At 51.8% G+C, this 22,536-nt stretch carries 20 protein-coding genes and 1 pseudogene; 18 read left to right on the top strand and 3 right to left on the bottom strand.

The window, feature by feature from the left end; all coding sequences use genetic code 11:
- The first annotated feature begins 123 nt into the window (after positions 1–123).
- From pmtA to JNC80_RS03450, 6 genes are all read left to right on the top strand, one after another.
- Entirely contained in the window at positions 124–723 is a 600-nt protein-coding gene (pmtA, locus tag JNC80_RS03475) for a phospholipid N-methyltransferase PmtA (RefSeq protein WP_028233481.1), read from the top strand.
- A 131-nt stretch (positions 724–854) separates the two neighbouring features.
- Positions 855–1,415 carry an NADPH-dependent FMN reductase gene (locus tag JNC80_RS03470; RefSeq protein WP_022710327.1) on the top strand — a complete coding sequence of 187 codons (561 nt, stop codon included), beginning with the start codon at positions 855–857 and terminating at the stop codon, positions 1,413–1,415.
- Between the two features lie 67 nt (positions 1,416–1,482).
- Positions 1,483–2,202, top strand: a complete 720-nt coding sequence (pyrF, locus tag JNC80_RS03465) for an orotidine-5'-phosphate decarboxylase (RefSeq protein WP_376709512.1) — start codon at positions 1,483–1,485, stop codon at positions 2,200–2,202.
- Positions 2,203–2,224: 22 nt separating this feature from the next.
- A complete protein-coding gene (locus tag JNC80_RS03460) occupies positions 2,225–2,518 on the top strand; it encodes a DUF1330 domain-containing protein (protein WP_121992300.1) in 294 nt (97 codons plus the stop codon).
- A gap of 101 nt (positions 2,519–2,619) precedes the next feature.
- On the top strand, positions 2,620–3,561 hold the full coding sequence (gene gshB / locus JNC80_RS03455; protein WP_376709511.1) for a glutathione synthase: 942 nt from the start codon (positions 2,620–2,622) through the stop codon (positions 3,559–3,561).
- Between the two features lie 128 nt (positions 3,562–3,689).
- Positions 3,690–5,225, top strand: coding sequence for a YifB family Mg chelatase-like AAA ATPase (locus JNC80_RS03450; RefSeq protein WP_376709510.1), 1,536 nt, complete (start codon positions 3,690–3,692; stop codon positions 5,223–5,225).
- A 26-nt stretch (positions 5,226–5,251) separates the two neighbouring features.
- On the opposite strand, the gene JNC80_RS03445 is transcribed toward JNC80_RS03450, so the two are convergent.
- Positions 5,252–5,881: a transglutaminase-like cysteine peptidase gene (locus JNC80_RS03445; protein WP_116088675.1), complete on the bottom strand. Its 630-nt coding sequence runs from the start codon at positions 5,879–5,881 to the stop codon at positions 5,252–5,254.
- 245 nt (positions 5,882–6,126) lie between these two features.
- Positions 6,127–6,414: pseudogene (locus tag JNC80_RS03440) on the bottom strand (septal ring lytic transglycosylase RlpA family protein); the annotation flags it as partial.
- A gap of 800 nt (positions 6,415–7,214) precedes the next feature.
- Between JNC80_RS03440 and JNC80_RS03435 the strand changes: the two are divergent.
- The 4 genes from JNC80_RS03435 (at position 7,215) to guaD (ending at position 11,633) form a co-directional block, all read left to right on the top strand.
- Entirely contained in the window at positions 7,215–7,688 is a 474-nt protein-coding gene (locus tag JNC80_RS03435) for a YbaN family protein (RefSeq protein WP_376709509.1), read from the top strand.
- Positions 7,689–7,742: 54 nt separating this feature from the next.
- Positions 7,743–8,927 (top strand): aminotransferase, encoded by a 1,185-nt coding sequence (locus JNC80_RS03430; protein ID WP_376709508.1) that lies wholly within the window; start codon positions 7,743–7,745, stop codon positions 8,925–8,927.
- Positions 8,928–9,021: 94 nt separating this feature from the next.
- Positions 9,022–10,254, top strand: a complete 1,233-nt coding sequence (locus tag JNC80_RS03425) for a urate hydroxylase PuuD (RefSeq protein ID WP_306402203.1) — start codon at positions 9,022–9,024, stop codon at positions 10,252–10,254.
- A gap of 53 nt (positions 10,255–10,307) precedes the next feature.
- On the top strand, positions 10,308–11,633 hold the full coding sequence (gene guaD, locus JNC80_RS03420) for a guanine deaminase (RefSeq protein WP_376709507.1): 1,326 nt from the start codon (positions 10,308–10,310) through the stop codon (positions 11,631–11,633).
- 58 nt (positions 11,634–11,691) lie between these two features.
- On the opposite strand, the gene JNC80_RS03415 is transcribed toward guaD, so the two are convergent.
- Positions 11,692–13,014 (bottom strand): MFS transporter, encoded by a 1,323-nt coding sequence (locus tag JNC80_RS03415; RefSeq protein WP_075653963.1) that lies wholly within the window; start codon positions 13,012–13,014, stop codon positions 11,692–11,694.
- Positions 13,015–13,698: 684 nt separating this feature from the next.
- On the opposite strand from JNC80_RS03415, the gene JNC80_RS03410 reads away from it, so the two are divergent.
- The 8 genes from JNC80_RS03410 to phoB all read left to right on the top strand — a co-directional run bounded on the left by JNC80_RS03410 (position 13,699) and on the right by phoB (position 22,507).
- The gene (locus JNC80_RS03410; RefSeq protein ID WP_255560391.1) at positions 13,699–14,547 is read left to right on the top strand and encodes a DMT family transporter; all 849 of its coding nucleotides are present in this window, start codon (positions 13,699–13,701) and stop codon (positions 14,545–14,547) included.
- 266 nt (positions 14,548–14,813) lie between these two features.
- On the top strand, positions 14,814–15,887 hold the full coding sequence (locus tag JNC80_RS03405) for an AI-2E family transporter (RefSeq protein ID WP_075654715.1): 1,074 nt from the start codon (positions 14,814–14,816) through the stop codon (positions 15,885–15,887).
- Positions 15,888–16,092: 205 nt separating this feature from the next.
- Positions 16,093–17,139 carry a PstS family phosphate ABC transporter substrate-binding protein gene (locus tag JNC80_RS03400; RefSeq protein ID WP_022709188.1) on the top strand — a complete coding sequence of 349 codons (1,047 nt, stop codon included), beginning with the start codon at positions 16,093–16,095 and terminating at the stop codon, positions 17,137–17,139.
- Positions 17,140–17,215: 76 nt separating this feature from the next.
- Positions 17,216–18,703, top strand: coding sequence for a phosphate ABC transporter permease subunit PstC (pstC, locus tag JNC80_RS03395; RefSeq protein WP_022709189.1), 1,488 nt, complete (start codon positions 17,216–17,218; stop codon positions 18,701–18,703).
- Positions 18,700–20,016: a phosphate ABC transporter permease PstA gene (gene pstA, locus JNC80_RS03390; RefSeq protein WP_022709190.1), complete on the top strand. Its 1,317-nt coding sequence runs from the start codon at positions 18,700–18,702 to the stop codon at positions 20,014–20,016. The genes pstC and pstA overlap by 4 nt, the downstream gene beginning before the upstream one ends.
- 67 nt (positions 20,017–20,083) lie before the next feature.
- Positions 20,084–20,857, top strand: coding sequence for a phosphate ABC transporter ATP-binding protein PstB (gene pstB, locus JNC80_RS03385; protein ID WP_028233202.1), 774 nt, complete (start codon positions 20,084–20,086; stop codon positions 20,855–20,857).
- Between the two features lie 117 nt (positions 20,858–20,974).
- Positions 20,975–21,697 carry a phosphate signaling complex protein PhoU gene (gene phoU / locus JNC80_RS03380; RefSeq protein ID WP_022709192.1) on the top strand — a complete coding sequence of 241 codons (723 nt, stop codon included), beginning with the start codon at positions 20,975–20,977 and terminating at the stop codon, positions 21,695–21,697.
- A 123-nt stretch (positions 21,698–21,820) separates the two neighbouring features.
- Entirely contained in the window at positions 21,821–22,507 is a 687-nt protein-coding gene (phoB, locus tag JNC80_RS03375; RefSeq protein WP_022709193.1) for a phosphate regulon transcriptional regulator PhoB, read from the top strand.
- Positions 22,508–22,536: the final 29 nt, after the last annotated feature.

The following is a 22,536-nucleotide window of genomic DNA, read 5'->3' as shown; positions in this document are numbered from 1 at the left end:
TTTTTTTATGCGCCCTATTTTATGGGGTTCACAAAGAAAAATATCATCTCTCTCCGTTTTTGCCTTGCTTCCGCCGCGAAACGCGGCAATTCTTTGTCTGCTGGCGACATATGGGAGTATTTGATGGCTGGGCTGATACCAAAGAAACTTGCACAAAAATTCGATGAAGAGATCCGCTTCTTCAAAGGCTGGATCGATAAGCCGAAAGCTGTCGGTGCCATTCTGCCGACAAGTGGTGTTACAGCACGTCGCATGGCCAGCATTGTTAACCCGTCATCGGGGCTGCCGGTTCTGGAACTGGGGCCCGGCACCGGTGTGATTACCAAAGCCATTCTTGAGCGCGGAATTGAGCCGCAGAACCTGTATTCAGTTGAATATTCGGCTGAGTTTTTCCACCATTTGCAGAGCACTTATGCAGGTGTGAACTTTCTGCAGGGCGATGCCTTTGATCTTGATAATGTGCTCGGTGAAGCGCGGGATCAGCAGTTTGACAGCGTGATTTCCGCTGTGCCGCTGCTCAATTTCCCGATGGAAAAACGACTGGCATTTCTTGGCGATTTGCTGACCCGTATTCCTGCCGGCCGTCCGGTGATGCAGATTTCTTACGGGCCGGTTTCACCGCTGCCGGTCGGGCGCGGTGCCTATAGTGTCGAAGGTTTTGATTTTATTCTGCGCAACCTGCCGCCTGCGCGCCTGTGGGTTTATCGCCGGATTCTGGTATAGATTACGACCAACCGTAAAATGCAGCACAGAACGCCGTATCAGAATGTTGATGCGGCGTTGCTTTTTTATATGCGGCACTAAATAGTGATGTTCTGACTATTTGTTTTGCCGCCATTGAAAGGATCAGCCCTATGTCCTCAGTTCTCGTTTTTGCCGGATCCACCCGTAAAAATGCCTATAGCGGTCAGCTTGCCGGAGCTGCCGTGCAGGAACTGACGCGGCAGGGCGCAGACGTAACCTATATTTCGCTCAAAGATTATCCGTTGCCGATTATGGATCAGGATCTGGAAGCGGAAGAGGGCATTCCGGAAAATGCTTATAAGCTTGCACGGTTGTTTGCGGCGCATAAAGGCCTGCTGATTGCTTCGCCTGAATATAATTCCTCAATCCCGCCTTTGCTGAAAAACACGCTGGATTGGATCAGCCGCATTCATGAGGATGGTGGCAAGCCGTTTCAGCCGACATCGCATCTGACAGTGGCGCTGTGCTCCTCGTCACCTGGCGGATTTGGCGGTATGCGCGGTCTGTATCATCTGCGCTCGGTTATGATGATGCTCAATACCCAGATTATTTCCGAGCAATGTTCTGTTCCTCATGCCCATCAGGCATTCAATGAAGACGGCGCTTTGCGCGATGAACGCACGGCGCAGACCCTTGCCCGTGTCTGTCGCAGCCTTATCAGCAAGATCTGATCTTTTCACTCAGCGCTTGTTGTGCGATGAGGGATAAATTTCAGATCAGAATGAAGTGCGGAGAAAGATGATGGATGTGAGCAGCGTGCGCGACCGGTTGATCGTTGGCCTTGATGTGCCGGATGTAATTGCAGCGGAAAAGATCGTTGAGGAACTTGGCGATACGGTTTCGTTCTATAAAATCGGTTATCAGCTTGTCTTCTCACAGACAGCGCAAGGTGGCGGTCTGGATTTTGCTTCACGCCTGCTTTCAATGGGCAAAAAAGTCTTTCTTGATGTGAAACTGCTCGATATCGACAATACAATCGCTAAGGGCGTGGAAAATATCGCCAAGCGCGGTGTGACCATGATGACGCTGCACGCCTACCCAAAAGCGATGCGTGCCGCTGTGGAAGCTGCCAAAGGCTCAGACCTCTGCCTGCTTGGTGTGACTGTGCTGACCTCGATGGATCAGGCAGATATGCTGGAAGCCGGTTACACTATGTCGCCGGAAGAACTGGTCTTGCGTCGTGCACAGCAGGCACGTGATGCAGGTATGGGCGGTATTGTAGCCTCTGCCGCTGAGTCGGCCGCTATCCGTAAAATAGTCGGGCCGGATATGGCGATTGTCACGCCGGGTATCCGTCCTGCGGGCAGTGAAGCCGGAGACCAGAAACGTGTGATGACACCGGCAGATGCACTTCGCGCCGGTTCGAGCCATCTGGTTGTGGCGCGTCCGATTGTTGGTGCTGCAGATCGTAAAGCGGCGGCACAGAGTATTCTGGAAGAAATGGCTGCAGCTGTGTGAAAATCATGAATGGGAGTAAATGATGACGAAAGCTTACTGGATTGCCCGTGTCGATGTGCGTGATGCTGAGCGTTACAAAGATTATATCAGCACAGCCAAACCCGCTTTTGAGCGTTTCGGCGCCAATTTCATTGCCCGTGGCGGTGCTGCCCATGCGGTAGAAGGACAAGGCCGCGCGCGCAACGTCATCATTGAATTTCCAAGCATGCAGCATGCACTGGATTGTTATAATTCGCCGGAATATCAGGCAGCGGTGGTAATTCGTCAGACTGTTGCCGATGGTGAGGTTATAATTGTTGAAGGCAATGCAGCCTGATCACATTAATGTAGTTAGCATTATAAATACCGGCCTTTACTGGCCGGTATTTTGTATTAAATATGCGTAGCAGTTACTGAAATTATGAGACAGAGGGCACCATGGCTTTGAAAATTGCGGTTCAGATGGACCATATCAATTCCATTCGTATCGCGGGTGATACCAGCTTTGCTTTGTGCCTTGCGGCAGCAGAGCGTGGCCATGAGCTTTATCATTACACACCGGATCGCCTGTCGATGCGTGATGGTGTGGTCAGTGCGGCTCTGGAGCCGTTGCAGGTGCGTGATATCGAAGGCGATCATTTCACACTTGGTGAAGCCGTGCATACGGATTTGTCGGAAATGGACGTTATCCTGCTGCGTCAGGATCCGCCTTTTGACATGAATTATATCACCACAACGCATCTTCTGGAGCGTATTCATCCGAAGACATTGGTGGTGAATGATCCGGCATGGGTGCGTAACAGCCCTGAGAAAATCTTTGTCACAGAATTTCCGGATCTGATGCCGGAAACACTGATTACCAAAGACTTGCAGGAAGTGCTCAAATTCCGCAAAGAGTTCGGCGATATCATCATCAAACCGCTTTACGGCAATGGTGGCGCAGGCGTGTTCCATCTGACGACAGATGACCGCAATCTGACATCACTGCTGGAAATGTTCGAGCAGATGTATCGCGAGCCGTTCATCGCGCAGCGTTATCTGAAAGATGTACGCTCCGGCGATAAGCGCATTATTCTGATTGATGGTGAACCGGTGGGGGCAATCAACCGCGTACCGGCGGAGAGCGATGCCCGCTCCAACATGCATGTCGGCGGCCGTGCTGAAGCCACAGAACTGACACCACGTGAAAAAGAAATCTGCGCACGCATCGGACCATCGCTGAAAGAGCGTGGCTTTATTCTCGTCGGCATTGATGTGATCGGTGACTATATGACCGAAATCAACGTAACCTCACCGACCGGTATTCGTGAGATTAAACGCTTCGGCGGTGCGGATATTGCACAATTGTTCTGGGATGTGGTTGAGGCCAAGCGCGCTTAAATTTCATCTTTATAACTAATTGATATAATTAATAAAACACCGGAAACTCATTTGCAGTTCCGGTGTTTTTGTTTGTTGATGTTGCGCATTTCCCCTGCTTAAAATGATGTATCGGGTGGGGGCATGAAATGATTGCACGGGTCAGTACAGTTGCTTTTCAGGGCATAGAGGCCAAGCTTGTTGATGTGCAGGTAATGGCTGCACCGGGCAAGATGAGCATGTCGATTGTCGGCCTGCCGGACAAGGCTGTGGCTGAGAGCCGTGAGCGGGTGCAGGCGGCGCTTCATGCTTCCGGTCTGTCAATGCCGGTGAAGAAAGTGACCATCAATCTGGCACCGGCGGATTTGCCCAAAGAAGGCTCGCATTATGATCTGCCGATTGCCATGGGGCTGATGGTGGCGGTCGGTGCTTTGCCGGAAGATTGCCTGCAATCCTTTGTCGTGCTGGGAGAGCTGGCTCTGGATGGCACAATCGCGCCGGTTGCCGGCGTGCTGCCCGCAGCGATAACCGCCAATATGCATGATCTCGGATTGATCTGCCCGCAGGCTTGCGGGGCGGAGGCTGCATGGGCTGATGCGGATATGCCGATCCTCAATCCGCGTAGTCTGATCGCGCTCGCTAATCATTTTCGCGGTACACAGGTGCTGTCCCGTCCGCAACCGGCCATACAGAGCTTTTCAGAGGGGCAGGAGATGTTTCCTGATCTGGCGGATGTGAAGGGGCAGGAGACGGCTAAGCGCGCTCTGGAGGTGGCTGCTGCGGGTAATCATAATCTTCTGTTTGTCGGCCCTCCGGGTTCGGGTAAATCGATGCTGGCGCAGCGTCTGCCCGGTATTCTGCCGCCTTTGTCGCCGCGGGAGATGCTTGATGTCTCGATGATTGCCTCAGTTTCCGGCACGTTATCCGGCGGCAGGCTCACAGACCGGCGGCCGTTTCGCAGCCCGCATCATTCGGCATCAATGGCGGCAATGGTTGGCGGCGGGCATAAAGCCAAGCCCGGCGAGATATCTATGGCTCATCACGGGGTGCTGTTTCTTGATGAATTACCGGAGTTTTCTCCGCAGGTGCTGGATTCGATGCGTCAGCCCTTGGAAACAGGTGAATGTATGATCGCCCGTGCCAATCATCGCATCAGCTATCCGGCACGGTTTCAGCTGGTAGCGGCGATGAACCCGTGCAAATGCGGTATGGCGGGAGAACCGGGCTTTACTTGTGCGCGGGGGCCGCGTTGTCGCAGCGATTATCAGGCGCGGATATCAGGGCCATTGCTGGATCGTATTGATCTGCGGGTGGATGTGGCTGCTCTCAAACCCTCTGATCTGATTTTAACAGGGCAGGCAGAAAGCAGCGCTTCCGTTGCACAACGTGTGGCGCAGGCGCGGCAAATCCAGCAGGCGCGTTACAGGCAATCAGGTATGGCGCATATTATGACCAATGCGGCCTGTCCACCCAATATTCTTGAGGAGGTAGCCGCAGTCAGCAATGACGGACGCAGATTGCTCTATGATGTGAGTGAGAAATTGCGACTGTCAGCGCGTGCCTATCATCGTGTTTTGAAAGTTGCTCGTACACTGGCTGATCTTGAAGCGGTGGCGCATGTGGAGCGCAGACATGTGGCTGAGGCTGTTTCCTATCGCACATCGACGGAAATGGTTAGTGCCTGACCAGGCCGTTTATATTACGCAGTGGTTTATTTAACAGCGCCGACAACCAGATTGCCTGGAGTTTCAATGGAAACCCAGCGACCGGTATGGTTGGCAGCCTGACGCTTCAGATAGGTATAATCAGTTTCCTGCCAGTTTTTCACGGCATCGGTCAGATTATCGAGGATGAAATCACCACGATCAGTGCGCACGGTCAGAACCGCATGACCTTCACCGTCCGGCTTACGCAGAACAGTGATGAGCAATGAGCTGAGCGGAATACCGGCTTTGGCCAGTTCACGACGCTTGAGCAGGACATATTCTTCACAATCGCCGACAGTGGTGGAATAGGTCCAGTATTCTTCTACACCGTAGATTTCCATATCAGTCATGGGCTGGATCAGCGCGTTGACTTCAATATTGACCTGAACAATTTTCGCCCATGTTGCCTGATCGAGCTTGACCGGCGCTGTCTGCGCAGAAGTAACATTGCATTCGGCTGGCAGTCGTTTACAGAATTCGTAATGACCGATTGGCTGTGATGTCAAACCGCCGGTTGCCATGAACGGGCTGCCTGTTTGTGCTGCAAGTGCTGATGAGCCAAGCGCCAATACCAAACTTGCTACCAAGCCTGCGGCTGACAGTGTCAGATTTTTAAATTTTACAAAACTGAACATACACAACGCCTCAGCCACAGCTACTTATTAACGAAATGTTAATATCGGTAACAGGTAAGAGTCAATTGTGCGGGGCGCGCTGCACCCGAGTTTATTAAGAAATGGTTAACAAGCATTAAGGGGCAGTTTTGCCCCTTTAATATTCCCGAAAAAGCGGAAACCGGTTTGCGACCGGAAATGCGTGAAAGCAAACAGGCAGAGCATTTCCGGTGTGTCAGGATGAACAGGAAATGCTCCGGCGTTGATTACAGCTTGTTGTAGCAAACCTTGGTATGGCCTGCGCCGACAAAACCGAGTTTCTGCGCTGCGCCTTTGGAAAGATCCAGAACACGGCCTTTGATGAATGGGCCGCGGTCGTTAATCCGTACCACGAGCGATTTTCCGTTGTTCTGATTGGTCACACGGACTTTGCTGCCGAGCGGCAGGGTGCGGTGTGCGGCAGTCATACCTGCCGGATTCATGCGTTCACCTGATGCGGTTTTTGATGTCAGTGCATACCAGGAGGCGCGGCCGCAATTGGCAGCAGCAGCTTCAGCCTGACTGCTGGAAAAAGCAGAAACTAAAAAGACAGCGGCGGAAAATGCAAAGAGGGCAGGCAGGCGCTTGGTGCGGATTGTCGTCATGGGTCGTACCGGTGTCAGCAGCCGGAGGTTGTACAATCATTGTACAAAATATCGGGCGCGACGGTTGTGTCAGAGCGCGGGCGCAGAATGCTGATAAATTGCAGTCAGTCATCCGGTCTGTCGTTATCAATAATCTGAAGTAACAGAAGTTCAGGCGCTCAACTGCAATGTAAATGTGGCGCTGAAATGGTCACAAATGGAATATATTTTGGATTGAATTTTAGGTTAACAATCTGTAAAATTTCGTTATATTGAGTATATATTATGAGTTAAGACTTTTATATTTTCAAGTTTGTCTTTTATGAATCGAAAATGTATTTGCCATTATTTATTTTTATGAAAATATGACTCTGCGTCTGATCGCATTTCAAGAACTGGACATGTTTACTTTCGGATTCAAGACTGAGTCCAAGGGGCGGCCGGTACAATCTGTGTTTGCAGGCCAAGTTTAAAAAGCTTTCCGCCAAGGTGTAAATATTGTGGCGAAATTGTGATTTTGGCCGGTGATCACGTTTTTGAAAGCTGATTGCTTGTCTCATCTTTTGGGTTTAGAGCTTAATACAGGCGTTTTTGGATGCACAATAAGACCGGCAGGCAGAATCGGGGAGGATGGTTTTGCTGCTGAAAAATGTGCAAACTCAGCCCGAAAACGTAGGCAAGCAAACGTTGGCAGGCAAAAGCCGGAACAGAAGATTATATCGGATCGTATTATGTCGCTTCCTCCATCGGATCATTCCCAGAGCAGGCCTGAGCTCAAGCCGGTCACGACACCGGAGAGCGTGCAGCAAGAGCAGACGCCTGCTCAAGAGGTTGTTCTGTCCGGCCCGCAACGCTTTCTTTATCTGTGTCTCGGTTTTCTGATGCTGGGATTAGGGATTATCGGTGCAATTCTGCCGGTGATGCCAACGACAATTTTCATTATTCTGGCAGCATGGTTTTTTGCCCGCTCATCACCCAAGCTGGAAAAGCGCATTCTGGCGCACCCGCAATTCGGGCCTTTGGTCATTAAGTGGCGCGATCGCGGAGCGATTCCGCGCCGCGCCAAGAAATTTGCCTGTGGCGGTATGATGATCGGCTATGCGATTTTTCTCTGGAGTGCTCAGCCCGGATTATATTTAGGCGCAGGCGTTGCGCTTTTTATGTTGGCTTGTGCTTACTATGTGGTATCCCGACCAGAGGAGTAAAATCCGGCGCATATCTGATGGTGCTGCCGGATGCATAATATCTGGGAGCCTATTATGAGTGACAATGCTGCGCCGCGGATTAATCCGGCAGTTTCTGCTTTATCTTTGCCGCCAATTCCTGCTGTTAAAGCATGGGCGCAGGCCTATGACGGTGCTTTGGGGCCGTTGATTGATTTGTCGCAGGCCGTACCGGGTTATCCGCCGCATGATGAAATGCTGCGTTTTTCCGGCGAAGCGGCATCTTCCAAAGCTTTTGCCAATTACGGGCCGATTGAAGGTCTGCCGGCTCTGCGTGAAGCCTATGCCGCGCATGTGAGCCAGCTTTACAAAGCCAAACTCAATGCAGCGCAGGTGCAGATTACAGCCGGTTGCAATCAGGCTTTTATCGCAGCCGTGATGGCGCTGGCTGGTGCCGGTGATACGGTGATGTTGAGCAATCCGCTCTATTTCAACCATGAAACTTCGCTGGCGATGCTCGGTATCAAGCTGGAGCTGATGCCATGTCGTGCACAAAATGGTTTTGTACCTGACCCGCAGGAACTGAAACAGGTTCTGCATGCCGGTATTAAAGTGCTGGCGCTGGTCACGCCGAATAATCCGACCGGCGCCGTCTATTCACCGGACGTGCTGAAGCAGATTTATGAAATTTGCCGTGCCAATGGCACATGGTTGATTCTCGATGAGACCTATCGCGATTTTCTCGAAGATGCCGATGCGGTGCCGCATCATTTATTCGATGAGGCTGACTGGAATGATTATCTGATCCAGCTCTACAGCTTCTCCAAATCCTTCTGTATTCCGGGTCACCGCCTTGGTGCGATTATTGCGGCTGAGGCTGTGATTTCAGAAATCGCCAAGATCATGGACAATCTGCAGATTTGTGCGCCGCTGCCGCCTCAAGCTGCCATTGCGCAGGCGATTGAACCGCTGACCGAATGGCGTAATGAAAACCGCCGTGAAATTGCGCATCGGGCACAGGCTTTGCGTAGTGCAATTGCGCAAATGGAAGGCTGGGAAGCCATTTCCGTAGGCGCCTATTTCGCCTTTGTCCGCCATCCCTTCAAAGGAGTGGAATCTGCGGCTGTGTCAGAAAAACTGGCAAAGACCTGCGGGATTATCACCATTCCGGGAGCGTATTTCGGGGAAGGTCAACAGGATTTCCTGCGCTTTGCTTTTGCCAATGTGGATGCGGAAACCATTACAAAACTGCCGGAACGTGTAGCTGCACTGCGGTTTTAACACGGGCCTATTCTGCCGCAGATAACCATCTGGCGCTTAAGCTGATTCTTCCCCTATAGTGGCAGACGGTCTGCTGCATATCGGGGAGGAATGCATGTTTGAACTGGCAATCGCGTGGGACTGGCTTGGCTTTGCTGCCCGCTGGCTCCACGTTATCACCGCAATTGCGTGGATCGGCTCATCTTTCTATTTCATTGCTCTTGATCTGGGCTTGCGCAAAGCGCCCGATCTGCCGCCCGGTGCCTATGGTGAGGAATGGCAGGTTCACGGTGGCGGTTTCTATCACATTCAGAAATATCTGGTGGCACCGTCGCGGATGCCGGAAGACCTGATCTGGTTCAAATGGGAATCCTATGCCACGTGGCTGTCAGGCTTTGCGCTTTTGGCCATTGTCTATTACGGCAGTGCTGATCTCTATCTGATTGATCCGCAGGTGCTGAATGTCTCCCGCACCACGGCGATCATCATTTCACTGGCTTCCATTGCCGGTGGCTGGATCATCTATGATCTGCTGTGCAAATCCCCGCTCGGGCGCAATACCACCCAATTGATGGTGATCCTCTATTTCGTGCTGGTTCTTATGGCATGGGGCTATACACAACTCTTTACCGGACGCGCGGCCTTCCTGCATCTGGGCGCTTTCACCGCCACGATTATGTCCGCCAATGTGTTCATGATTATCATTCCGAACCAGAAGAAAGTGGTCGCGGATCTGATTGCGGGGCGCACACCTGACCCCAAATATGGCGTGATCGCCAAGCAGCGTTCCACCCATAATAACTATCTGACGCTGCCGGTTATCTTCCTGATGTTGTCGAACCATAATCCTCTGGCATTCGGCACGAAATATAACTGGATTATTGCATCGCTGGTGTTTCTGATGGGGGTAACAATTCGCCATTGGTTCAATACCCGTCACGCGCGCAAGGGCAGCCCGACTTGGACATGGCTGGCAACAGTGCTGCTGTTTATCGTGATTATGTGGCTGTCCACCGAACCGAAACAGCTGGACAATGCGGGTGAAGCGCAGGCGTCAACAATCCAGCAAAAATACATCAATACGCCGGAATTTGAGACAGTGCGTGATACGGTTCTGGGGCGTTGTTCCATGTGCCATACGGCGGAGCCGTCATGGGAGGGTATTCTGGTGCCGCCAAAGGGTGTCATTCTCGACAGTGATGTCGCGATCGCTGCCCATGCCAAAGAAATCTATCTCAATGCAGCGCGCTCCCATGCCATGCCGCCGTCCAATCTCACCGGTATGAGTGCGGAGGAGCGTCTGTTGCTGCGTCGCTGGTATGAGACGGCGTCAGCTTCTAAACCCTGATCAAAACTATGTTGTAATACTGACTATTTCTGCTTTTCAGCGAGGGTATTTTCATGTCTGTGAATATGACACAAAAGCATAATCAGCGTCTTATCCGCGGGCGTGTTTTGAGTTTTATCCGTGAGCCGCAGGATATCAGCGATACAGCGTCTTATATCTATCATGAGGACGGTGCACTGCTTGTTGAAGGCGGGCTAATTAAAGCAGTCGGCGATTATGCAGCTGTTGCGGCACAAAAATCAGCGGACACACCGGAAACCGATCATCGCCCGCATCTGATCCTGCCCGGTTTTATTGATACGCATATCCATTTTCCGCAAAGTCAGGTGGTTGCGTCTTACGCGGCGGAACTGCTGGACTGGCTCAATGATTACACTTTCATTGAAGAGCAGAAATATGCCGATGAGCAATTCGGCGAGCATATTGCCGAACGCTTTATTGATGAATTGCTGCGTCATGGTACGACGACTGTTGTGGCCTATGGCTCTGTGCACCCGCAAAGCGTTGATGCATTTTTCCGCGCCAGTGAGCGGCTGAATATGCGCAACATTGCCGGTAAGGTGATGATGGATCGCAACGCACCGGCTGCGTTGTGCGATACGGCGCAATCTTCCTATGATGACAGTAAGGCGCTGATTGCCCGCTGGCGTGGTAAAGGGCGTCTGGATTATGCGATTACGCCACGTTTCGCGATCACCTCCACACCGGAACAGCTTGAGGCAGCGCAGGCTTTGGTGCGTGAACATCCGGAATGTTATGTGCAGACGCATTTGTCTGAGAACCATGCCGAGATTGAATTTACCTGTTCGCTCTATCCTGATGCGCCGGATTATACCGGCATTTATGAGCATTACGGCCTGCTCGGGGATAAGACCTTACTCGGGCATTCCATTCATTTGTCTGAGCGGGAAGTGAAGGTGCTTGCTGATAGCCGGTCTGTGGCGGTGTTCTGCCCGACCTCCAATCTGTTTCTCGGCAGCGGATTGTTTGACCGCGACGGCTTGCGCGATGCCGGTGTGCGTATTGGCGTAGCGACTGACATTGGCGGCGGTACCAGCTGGTCGATGCTTCGCACGCTGGATGAGGGCTATAAAGTGCTGCAATTGCGTGGCCAGCGGCTCAATCCGCTCACTTCATTCTATATGATGACTTTGGGTAATGCGCGGGCACTGTCGATGGAAGACAAGATCGGTACGCTGGATGCGGGTACAGAAGCGGATTTCGTGATTTTGGACAGTCGTGCCACATCTGCCATGCGGCTGCGTATGGATGCAGGCTCCAGTCTGGCGCAGGAATTGTTCCTGTTGCAGACGCTCGGGGATGACCGTGCGATTGTGGAAACCTATGTGTCTGGTCAGCCTGTGAAAACGGCTCACTGACAAAAAACAGTTTAAAGAAAAACCGGCCGGAAAGTGATTTCCGGCCGGCTCATTATTCTCAATCTTCGTGGATCAGGCTGTGATCGCGGGTTTCTTTCATACGGATATAGATAATCAGCGAAAGACCGATCATGATTGTCACATACCAGAAGAACCATGTTTCATAGCCGGACAGTTTGAATTTCAGCGCTACCCATTCAGCGGTACCGCCAAAGATCGTATTGGCCAGTGCATAAGGCAGAGCAACACCAAGCGCACGGATATGTGCAGGGAACATTTCTGCCTTCACCACCGCATTGATCGAGGTGTAACCGGTCACGATAATCAGACCTGCCAGCGACAGACCGAAAGCCACATATGGATTGGTTGTTGTTGAGAGGGTGGAGAAGATCGGATAGGTAAACAATACGCCCATCACGCCGAAACCGATCATCAGCGGCTTGCGGCCAACGCGGTCGGAAAGCGCACCGGCCAGCGGCTGGATCAGCATGAAGATCAGCAGCGCGAGCGCCGTGATTTCACTGGCGGATTCCTTGCTGAAACCGGAAGTGTTGACGAGGAATTTCTGCAGATAGGTTGTGTATGTGTAGAATGCCAGCGTACCACCGGCTGTCAGTGCCAGAACGGTGAAGGCTTCTTTCGGATAATGCTTAAATAGGGCAAAACCGCTGGAGCGTGGTTTGTCGCTGGTTTTGGCATTATCAAATGATTTTGTTTCCACAAGACCACGGCGAACCCAGAATACGAAGATCGCCAGCAGACCACCGATGAAAAACGGAATACGCCAGCCCCATTCACCGAGCTGTTCCGGTGTGAGAAGACGCTGAAGGATCAGCAATACACCAAGTGCGGTCAGCTGACCGGCAATCAGGGTCACATATTGGAAGCTGGAGAAGAAACCGCGACGGCTTTTGCCAGCCATCTCGCTCAAATAAGTGGCGCTGGCGCCATATTCACCACCCACACTCAGACCCTGCAACAGGCGGGCAAAAACGAGCAATGCCGGAGCCATAACGCCAATTGTTTCATAGGCCGGTGTCACTGCAATAATCAGCGAGCCGATACACATCAGCGTAACAGAAAGGGTCAGACCGGCTTTGCGGCCTTTGCGGTCGGCATAGATACCCATGATCCATGCGCCGATCGGGCGCATCAGGAAGCCGACTGCAAACACAGCCGCAGCACTCAGCAGCTCTGCTGTCTGGTTGCCTGACGGGAAGAATTTAGGCGCAAAATAAAGCGTAAAAGCAGCATAGACATACCAGTCATACCACTCAACAAGATTACCGGCAGAACCGCCGAGAATAGATTTTATGCGGGTTTTTCGGTCGAGCTCCGGCGCCGGCGAATGAGCCGGTGAAGCATTGTCTTTAGGCGACATTTCAAATCCAATCTTACACCAAAAAGCAAAACCGGTTTTTGCAAAGCGAAATATCGGCCTGAGAAACTGAAAACGGAAACGTCTTGGGAGACACGTTTATCCGTTCTGTTTCAGGCGATACGCTTTATCCGGTGTTGCCGTTCTCTAAAAAGGAAACGAAAAACACTCTGCTGCCGCAGATATTATCCGGCGCACAGAGCCAGACCATGTGTTTAACAACAGCCTGACTGATCGGGAGATGCAGCCTGAAAAATGCCTGAACAGAGAGGTTCTTTGACTTTAACGTAAACGGCCTATGCCGATAAATCGGTTTTGTCTACTGGCTGGCGGGCAATTTATGAGGCATTGGCTTGTATTCTTTAAATGCTTGAAAGTTTCGTGCGTATGAGAGTTTTAAAATGTTATAAAATTGCATCTGCATAGCTGCTGAAAAGAATAGATACGGGCCATTGTTGAAATCGAAACAGCTCTCTTGCTTTCTTCAAAAGAAACAGTAACGTCGCGCTCGCAACAGAGCCTTATGTTTCAGACTATGCTTTGGTGCCGATAATTGATCTGACGTCACATGCTTAATGTGAAGGGGGCTGAGTGTGGGGAGCGCCAGTCTGCCGGAATACTCTCCGAAAACCCGCACATTTATGGCCCCATATTTTTAAGGCCAGGCACCTTTACGGCAGTGACAATATGAATACGCAAACGCATAATCTCCGCGCAGCTTTGATCGCCTTTATTGCTTTCACAGCATTTTCAGGGGCGGATACAATTGTAAAAACACTGAGCGCCCGCATCGGTGTTTATGAGACAACATTTTTGCTGTCCGTTTTTGCTCTGTCTTTCATTGTTGTTCATGGCTGTCTCAGCGGGCAGGCCAAGCGTTTGCTGCCGGTTTATCCAAAACTGGCCTTTGGCCGTGCGTTGTTGTTGTCGATGAATACGCTGCTGATCTATTATGCGTTTTCGGCTTTGCCGCTGGCTGAAGCCTATGTTTTGGGCTTTCTGTCTCCGATTTTTGTCGCGATTGTTGCTTTTATCATGGTGGGAGAGCGCCTCTCCTTGCGGGGCTGGTTCGGCGTTCTTCTCGGTTTTGCCGGTGTGATCTGGATTTTGCAACCGGGCGCGGCACCACTGTCTGCGGGGCATCTGGCCGCTTTGGGCTCGGCATTGTTTTTCGCCATTGCGCAGGTTTTGCTGCGCCGTGCCAAAAGCGATGAGTCCGATAAGGCGCTGGTTGTTGCTCTGCTGATTGTCCAGTCCTGTTTTGCCGGATTGCTGGCATTGTATAATGGTCTGATTACACCTGACTGGCAGGATCTGGGGCTGGCGCTTCTCGGCGGCGGGCTGATTGCTTTTGCGCAGACGATGATTGTTAAAGCTTTCCGTCTGGGATCTGCCGCGATTGTTGCGCCCGTTCAATATAGCCAGATTATCTGGGGGCTGTTCTATGGCGCACTGCTGTTTAACGCTCCGGTGGAAATTCACATGCTGGCCGGTGCCGTCGTCATCCTGATTTCCGGTTGGCTGGTGCTGAATTAAGATATGCTTTTGCTTTAAACCAGCCGGATCATGCCGGCTGGCGGACTATATTTATCGCTTTATATTGACGGCATTGCTGTCTCCCTTAATTTACCGGCATAGCGGGAATAATCCGCATAGGAATGAGGGGGAGGCGGATGCAGATGCCGCATGATAATAAGACGTCGATATCCGATGCTGAAAATGAGCTGATTTATCCGGCGCATCCTTTGCCTGAAAGCGGAAATCTGCAAAATCTGACGAAATATGTGCGTACAGGCCGCGCAATGCTGACCGGTATTTTTCTGATGATGCTGGTTTATGCGCTGTATTTTGCGCGGGATTTTTTCATGCCGGTCACGCTGGCCATTTTGCTGGCGCTGATGCTGACACCTATTGTCCGTTTCTCTAAAAAACGACTCGGCATTTCTGAAGCTATTTCGGCCACTCTGCTTGTGGTCTTTTCTTTCTCCTTCATCGGAGTGACCGGCTATCTTTTAAGCGGGCCGGTTACGGAAATGGTGAGTGAAGCACCGGAAATCGGGCGGGAGCTGACAGAGAAGCTGCACCGGTTGCGCGCACCCGCAGAACATTTGCTCAATATCAGCAAACAGGTCGATCAGGTCGCACAAATGGGACAAGACCCGAAAGTGCAGACAGTTTCGCTGGCGCAGCCCGGAATTCTTTCACAGGCTGCGGGCAATGTTTTGTCAGGAGGCACAACAATTGCAGTGACATTTATCCTGACGCTGTTCATTCTTGCCTCGGGAACCATGTTCTATGAAAAGATCATCCAGTCTTTTGGCAAACTGAGCGAAAAGAAGCGTGCTTTGCGTGTCGTCTATGATGTGGAACAGGTTATTTCCAGCTATCTGCTGACGATCACGGTTATTAACGGGCTTTTGGGACTGGCAATCAGTCTTGGGCTGTGGGCATTGGGGATGCCGACACCGTTTGTCTTCGGTGTGATGGCGGCGCTGCTTAATTTCCTGCCCTATATCGGCGCATTGACGACAATTGTCGTGGTCGGGATCATTGCCATCGTGTCCTTTGACCAGATCGCCTATGCCATGCTGGCTCCGGCTTTTGTGCTGGCCTGTAATATTCTCGAAGGGCAGATTGTGACACCGACCATTATCGGCCGGCGTCTTGAACTGAATACGGTTGCGGTTTTTGTAGCCGTTGCCTTCTGGTCATGGCTGTGGGGCTTCATCGGCGCCCTGATAGCGGTGCCGCTTCTGGTTGTCATAAAAGTTTTCTGTGACCACTTTGAAACATTGCGCCATGTGGGCAATTTCTTGTCGGCGCAGACCACAGAAGATGAGAACGAAACCGGTGAGGAAAAAGCGAAGCCATCCTAACCGATTGTTTTCATTTTGCTTTCAAGGTCTGAATTTTTTGGCTCTGTATTGGTCGTTCGGGAAACTGCATTTTTTTATTATAAAATGCTGAATTGAGCACTGATACAAACCTGTAATATTAGTGTCATATAGCTGTTATATAGAGCGCGTAGATGGCTGGTAACGTCCAAAACGTTACCTCATTCTTCTAACTGGAGCTGCTCCTATGAACAAGCTGATTACAACGACTGCTGCATTGGCAATTGCTGCTGTAGCCGGTGCTACTGCCGCTCAGGCTCGCGACCAGATTCAGGTTGCCGGTTCGTCAACCGTTCTGCCATATGCCAAGATCGTTGCTGAAACTTTCGGCGAAACCTATCCGGATTTCAAAACCCCTGTTATTGAATCTGGCGGTTCGGGCGCAGGCATCAAAGACTTCTGTAAAGGTGTAGGCGAAAACACAATCGATATCGCCAATGCATCCCGCGCAATGAAGTCTTCTGAACTGCAGTCCTGCATTGATGCAGGTGTAAAAGATGTTCAGGAAGTACGCATCGGTTATGACGGTATCGTTTTCGCAACCGACATTAACGGTCCGGACTGGAAGCTGGCTCCGGTTGATGTTTACAAGGCTCTTGCAGCGAAAATCGTTGTAGACGGTAAGCTGGTAGATAATCCGAACACCAAGTGGAATCAGGTTAACGCCGCTCTGCCGGATTGGGATATTGCTGCTTATATTCCGGGCGAAAAGCACGGTACCCGTGAAGTTTTCGAAGAAAAGCTGCTCGCTGACGGTTGTAAAGAAAGCGGCGCGCTGGAAGTCATCAAAGCCGGTGGTGCAGATGACAAGGCAGCTGCCAAGACCTGTATCGCTGTACGTAAAGACGGCAAGGCTGTTGATATTGACGGTGACTACAGCGAAACACTCGCCCGTATCAGCGCCAATAAAACCGGCGTTGGCGTATTCGGCCTGTCCTTCTATGAAAACAATGCTGACAAGCTGAAGGTTGCAACTGTGAACGATATCGTTCCAAGCGTTGAAACCATTGCCAAAGGCGAATATCCGGTTTCCCGTCCGCTGTTCTTCTACGTGAAGAAAGCGCATCTGGGCGTGATCCCTGGTCTGAAAGAATATGTGGAATTCTTCCTTTCCGATCAGATGATTGGTGATGAAAGCCCGCTGGCAGACTATGGTCTGGTTCCGGCACCGGAAGCAGAGCGCAAAGAACAGCGCGATGCATTTGCAGCCGGTACTGTAATGCAGGTTAAATAATTTGAATATGGTCCGGGTGCAGACAAGCTCTGCGCCCGGATTGTCTTTTGTCGTGGACGGTGATCAGGGAATTTAAATGTCGATCATGCTGGTCTTAACAATTGTCTTCGTGCTGGGCGTCGCAGGATTTTTCCTTGGCCGCGCCAAAGCGGTTGCACAATTGAATACCGTAAAAAACGTGGCAGATAAAAAAGAGAAACCACATTCCCGTCCACATTATCACGGATGGTGGGTTTTCTCTCTGACAGTCATGCCGGCAATTATTTTATTTGTCGTCTGGTCGCTGAGTGCCACCGTCTATCTGGAGCAGACTGCCAAATCGCAGTTGCAGGATGCTCTCGGCAATACTGAAAATTACAGCGAAAGCCTGTCGCTCGGCGTGGTGAAAAGCCTCGCACACGGGTTTGAGCGTCTTGATCCGTCGAGCCGTGAAAACCTGCCGCAGACCTATTCTGAAGTTCGCGCTTTGATGGCTGAAAAAGGCATCGCGCTGGCGACAGAAGGTCAGGATGTGATGGTGCCGGTTGCGGTACAATGGAACAAGGCAGCCGCCTTATCCTCGAATATCCGCGCAGGTCTGACGATTGCTCTGGCTATTGCCGGATTTATCTTTGGCTGGATGACAATTGCACCGCGCGTCCGCGCCCGCAACAATGTGGAAAGCATTGTGCTGTGGGGGCTGATCGCTGCCTCAACCATCGCCATTCTTACCACTGTCGGCATCGTCTTCTCGATGCTGTTTCAGACAATCAATTTCTTCAGCGATGTTCCGGCCTACGAATTTTTCTTCGGAACGGTTTGGGATCCGCGTTTTGCCGCTGCCGGTGCCACAGATTCCCATGGTCAGTTCGGTCTGATCCCGCTGCTTGCCGGTACGCTTTATATCGCGCTGGTCGCGATGGTCTTCGCGGTGCCGGTTGGTCTGTTCGCCGCGATTTATATGTCGGAATATGCCGGTGCCAAAACCCGCGCTATCGTCAAGCCGCTGCTGGAAGTGCTGGCCGGTATTCCGACAATCGTTTACGGTTTCTTCGCGTTGGTCACAGTCGGCCCGTTCCTGCGTGACCTGAGTGCCGCACTGACCGGTGGTCAGGGTTTCATCATGGCGCAGAGTGTGCTCACTGCCGGCTTAGTGATGGGCGTGATGCTGATCCCGTTCGTATCCTCTTTGTCCGACGATATTATCACTGCCGTGCCTCGCTCCCTGCGTGACGGTTCTCTGGGCTTGGGTGCCACCCGCTCCGAGACCATCAAACGTGTGATCCTGCCTGCTGCACTGCCGGGTATTGTCGGAGCGCTGCTGCTGACCGCTTCCCGCGCCATTGGTGAGACTATGATCGTGGTGCTTGCTGCCGGTGTGGCCGCCAATCTGACGCTCAACCCGTTTGAAGCAATGACGACGATCACTGTAAAAATCGTCAACCAGTTGACCGGTGACCTTGAGTTCAACTCACCGCAGACACTGGTGGCTTTTGCACTGGGTATTACGCTCTTCTTCCTGACCCTGCTGATGAATATTTTCGCTCTCTACATTGTGCGTAAATATCGGGAGCAATATGAATGACCGACGCTGTTTTCACTCCCAAGACAACTTCAACCGCACCTGCCCGCCGTGATATTGGCATCAAGCGCCGCTATGCTGCCGAACGCCGCTTCCGCATGTATGGTGTGATTGCAATTGCAATCGGCATCTTCTTCCTCTGCGCGCTGTTTTTCTCGGTGTTTTCCAAAGGCTACACAGCCTTCTGGCAGACAACGATCGAAATTCCGGTGCTGCTGGATGAGAAAGTGATCGATCCTTCCAATGAACGTGCCAGCAATCCGAATGTGCTGATTACAGCGAATTATCCGCTGTTGGTGCGCAATGCATTGGCTGATAAGCTCGGTGTGGAGAAATCCAACCGTCCTGCCATGCGCGATATGACCCGTTTCTATTCGGATGGCGTTCGTCTGCAATTGCGTGAAATGGTGATGGCTGATCCGAAACTGATCGGCACAACCCAGACAATCAAATTCCTTGCGGCTGCGGATATTGACTCGGCCAATAAAGGTCAGATCGACCTGTCGGTTGACCAGAGCAAGCGCAAAGTCTCCGATCTTCAGGTTGGCTGGATGAAGACACTGAAGGATGAAGGCGTTATGCGTCAGTCCTTCAATACCGGCCTGTTTACAATGGGTGCTTCCAGCCGTCCGGAAACCTCTGGTCTGGGCGTGGCGCTGATCGGCTCGCTCTATATGATGCTGATCGTGCTGGTGTTTGCTCTGCCGATTGGCGTTGCTGCTTCGATATACTTAGAAGAATATGCGCGTAAAAACCGCTTTACCGATATTATTGAAGTGAACATCAACAATCTGGCTGCGGTGCCGTCCATCGTGTTCGGTCTGCTGGGGCTGGCGGTTTTCATCAACTTCTTCGGTATGCCGCGTTCGGCCTCGCTGGTTGGTGGTCTGGTGCTGACGCTGATGACATTGCCGACAATCATTATTGCAACGCGTGCAGCTTTGCGTGCGGTGCCGCCATCAATCCGTGCTGCGGCTCTGGGGCTTGGTGCTTCCAAAACGCAGGTTGTGTTCCACCATGTGCTGCCGCTGGCCGCGCCGGGCATTCTGACCGGCACGATTATCGGTCTGGCTCAGGCATTGGGTGAAACAGCGCCGCTGCTGCTCATCGGTATGGTTGCTTTTGTTGCCAATGCTCCTGTTACCCCTATGGATCCTGCGACTGCGCTGCCGGTACAGATTTTCATGTGGGCTAATGAAGCAGAACGTGCTTTTGTAGAGCGGACATCGGGTGCGATTATTGTGCTCCTCCTGTTCCTCGCTGTGATGAATATTGCCGCAATCATTCTGCGCCGCCGTTTTGAGCGCAGATGGTAATCGGGACGGAGTTGCGATCATGAACCTGATGAATGATTATACTTTAGAGAAAACACTCGGAGAAAAGATGAACGCCTTGCCAAAAAAAATCAAAATGCGCGGGGACAAGGTCAAAGTTTTCTACGGTGAAAAACAGGCTTTGCACGGCGTTGATCTGGATATTGAAGAAAACAGCGTGACCGCGCTGATCGGCCCGTCCGGTTGCGGTAAGTCGACTTTCCTGCGCTCGCTCAACCGTATGAATGACACGATTGAAGGTTGCCGCGTTGAAGGACTTATCACGCTTGATGGCGAGGATATTTACGATCCGAAAATCGACGTGGTGGAACTGCGTGCCCGTGTCGGCATGGTGTTCCAGAAGCCAAATCCGTTTCCGAAATCGATCTATGAGAATGTTTCTTACGGCCCGCGCATTCATGGTCTGGCCCGCAGTCGTGCGGATCTGGATGTCATCGTTGAGAAGAGCCTGCGTGGCGCCAGCCTCTGGGAAGAAGTGAAAGACCGCCTCAATGATGCAGGCACAGGTCTTTCCGGCGGTCAGCAGCAGCGTCTTTGCATTGCCCGCGCCATTGCGGTGAGCCCTGAAGTTATTCTGATGGATGAGCCTTGCTCGGCGCTTGACCCGATTGCAACCGCGAAAGTGGAAGAGCTGATTGACGAGTTGCGCCGTGACTATACGATTGTCATCGTGACCCACTCAATGCAGCAGGCTGCGCGTATTTCGCAGACCACAGCCATGTTCCATCTGGGCAATCTGGTAGAGGTCGGTGACACGGATATGATGTTCACCACGCCGAAAGAAAAACGTACGCAGGATTATATCACCGGTCGTTTCGGCTGATCGAGCTTACGCGTAAAAACAAACAAGATAGAGCATTTTCTATGAGGCAATATAAGCCGGAAATGCTCTGAAGTTTTACAGACTGCTTTGGCAGTGCCACAGGATAAGGAAATTTCCATGCCGTCACAGCATACGGTTACGTCCTATGATGAAGAACTGAAGTTTCTCGCCCGTAAAATCGCCGAAATGGGCGGTCATGCGGAGCGTATGGTGGAGCAGTCCATCAAGGCGATTGTTACTGCCGATAATGCGCTGGCACAGCGGGTCATTTCCGAGGATCTGATCCTTGATGCAGGCGAACGTGAAATTGATGATAAGGCGATTATGATTATCGCCAAGCGTCAGCCGATGGCTGTGGATCTGCGCGAAATTATCGGCGCGATCCGTATCTCAGCGGATCTGGAACGCGTTGGCGATATGGGCAAAAACATTGCCAAGCGTGTTGTTGCCGTTTCGGAAACACGCCAGTCGGTGAAGCTTTATCGCGGTCTGGAAACACTGGCAGAGCTTGCCCGCACCCAGCTTAAAGATGTGCTGGATGCCTATGCAACCCGTTCTGTGACCCAGATCAATATTGTCCGCGACCGCGATGATGAAATTGATGCGATGTACACATCGCTGTTCCGCGAACTTCTGACTTATATGATGGAAGATCCGCGCAATATTACGGCCTGTACGCATCTTCTGTTCTGCGCCAAGAATATTGAGCGTATCGGCGATCATGCCACCAATATTGCCGAGACAGTCTATTACATTGTCACCGGTAATCAGATGCCTCCGGATCGTCCGAAAGATGATCTGAGCCATGACGTCGTTCTCGACGAATTGCATAAAAACTAAGCTGTTCTAACCGGCAGCGGATATGCAGGGCGTTCAGCCCTGCCTGTCAGAATAAACGTCATGCATTCCGGCTGCGCCGGAATGCAAATGCCCCCTTATGTCTAAACGAATAGTGGATACGCAATGTCACACACGCCAAGAATAGCGGTTGTTGAAGACGAAGAAGCCATCAGCGAATTGCTGCGCTATAATCTTGAGGCTGAAGGCTATCAGGTCGATACGATCCTGCGTGGCGATGAAGCCGAAATTTATTTACGCGAAAACGTCCCTGATCTTCTGGTTCTCGACTGGATGCTGCCTGGTGTTTCCGGCATCGAACTTTGCCGCCGTCTGCGTCAGCGCGCAGAGACAGAACGTTTGCCGATTATCATGCTGACAGCACGCGGTGAGGAATCCGAGCGTGTGCGTGGTCTGGCCGTTGGCGCGGATGATTATGTTGTCAAGCCATTCTCCACACCGGAACTGCTGGCACGTATCAAGGCGATGTTGCGCCGCGCCAATCCGAGTGTGCTTTCCCATGTGCTGAAAGTCGGCGAGATTGTTCTCGACCGTCAGCAGCACCGCGTTTACCGCAAGGAACGCGAAATCAAACTCGGACCGACAGAGTTCCGTTTGCTGGAATATTTCATGATGGCACCGGGGCGCGTTTTCTCGCGCACGCAATTGCTGGATGGTATCTGGGGGCGGGATATTTACGTCGATGACCGCACGGTGGATGTGCATATCGGCCGCCTGCGCAAGGCGATCAATACCGGTCGTGAGGTGGATCCGATTCGCACCGTTCGCGGTGCCGGTTATGCTTTCGGCTGATAACCGGCCGGATATTTGTGAAAAATACT

This window comes from Pseudochrobactrum lubricantis (genome assembly GCF_041929865.1).
Lineage (GTDB): Bacteria > Pseudomonadota > Alphaproteobacteria > Rhizobiales > Rhizobiaceae > Pseudochrobactrum > Pseudochrobactrum saccharolyticum.
This window is presented reverse-complemented; position numbering and strand designations above follow the sequence as displayed.

Bases quoted from the DNA above. Each gene is read 5' to 3' on its own strand.
- pmtA (WP_028233481.1), top strand. From the start codon at position 124: ATGGCTGGGCTGATACCAAAGAAACTTGCACAAAAATTCGATGAAGAG.
- JNC80_RS03470 (WP_022710327.1), top strand. From the start codon at position 855: ATGTCCTCAGTTCTCGTTTTTGCCGGATCCACCCGTAAAAATGCCTAT.
- pyrF (WP_376709512.1), top strand. From the start codon at position 1,483: ATGATGGATGTGAGCAGCGTGCGCGACCGGTTGATCGTTGGCCTTGAT.
- JNC80_RS03460 (WP_121992300.1), top strand. From the start codon at position 2,225: ATGACGAAAGCTTACTGGATTGCCCGTGTCGATGTGCGTGATGCTGAG.
- gshB (WP_376709511.1), top strand. From the start codon at position 2,620: ATGGCTTTGAAAATTGCGGTTCAGATGGACCATATCAATTCCATTCGT.
- JNC80_RS03450 (WP_376709510.1), top strand. From the start codon at position 3,690: ATGATTGCACGGGTCAGTACAGTTGCTTTTCAGGGCATAGAGGCCAAG.
- JNC80_RS03445 (WP_116088675.1), bottom strand. From the start codon at position 5,881: ATGTTCAGTTTTGTAAAATTTAAAAATCTGACACTGTCAGCCGCAGGC.
- JNC80_RS03435 (WP_376709509.1), top strand. From the start codon at position 7,215: ATGTCGCTTCCTCCATCGGATCATTCCCAGAGCAGGCCTGAGCTCAAG.
- JNC80_RS03430 (WP_376709508.1), top strand. From the start codon at position 7,743: ATGAGTGACAATGCTGCGCCGCGGATTAATCCGGCAGTTTCTGCTTTA.
- JNC80_RS03425 (WP_306402203.1), top strand. From the start codon at position 9,022: ATGTTTGAACTGGCAATCGCGTGGGACTGGCTTGGCTTTGCTGCCCGC.
- guaD (WP_376709507.1), top strand. From the start codon at position 10,308: ATGTCTGTGAATATGACACAAAAGCATAATCAGCGTCTTATCCGCGGG.
- JNC80_RS03415 (WP_075653963.1), bottom strand. From the start codon at position 13,014: ATGTCGCCTAAAGACAATGCTTCACCGGCTCATTCGCCGGCGCCGGAG.
- JNC80_RS03410 (WP_255560391.1), top strand. From the start codon at position 13,699: ATGAATACGCAAACGCATAATCTCCGCGCAGCTTTGATCGCCTTTATT.
- JNC80_RS03405 (WP_075654715.1), top strand. From the start codon at position 14,814: ATGCTGACCGGTATTTTTCTGATGATGCTGGTTTATGCGCTGTATTTT.
- JNC80_RS03400 (WP_022709188.1), top strand. From the start codon at position 16,093: ATGAACAAGCTGATTACAACGACTGCTGCATTGGCAATTGCTGCTGTA.
- pstC (WP_022709189.1), top strand. From the start codon at position 17,216: ATGTCGATCATGCTGGTCTTAACAATTGTCTTCGTGCTGGGCGTCGCA.
- pstA (WP_022709190.1), top strand. From the start codon at position 18,700: ATGACCGACGCTGTTTTCACTCCCAAGACAACTTCAACCGCACCTGCC.
- pstB (WP_028233202.1), top strand. From the start codon at position 20,084: ATGAACGCCTTGCCAAAAAAAATCAAAATGCGCGGGGACAAGGTCAAA.
- phoU (WP_022709192.1), top strand. From the start codon at position 20,975: ATGCCGTCACAGCATACGGTTACGTCCTATGATGAAGAACTGAAGTTT.
- phoB (WP_022709193.1), top strand. From the start codon at position 21,821: ATGTCACACACGCCAAGAATAGCGGTTGTTGAAGACGAAGAAGCCATC.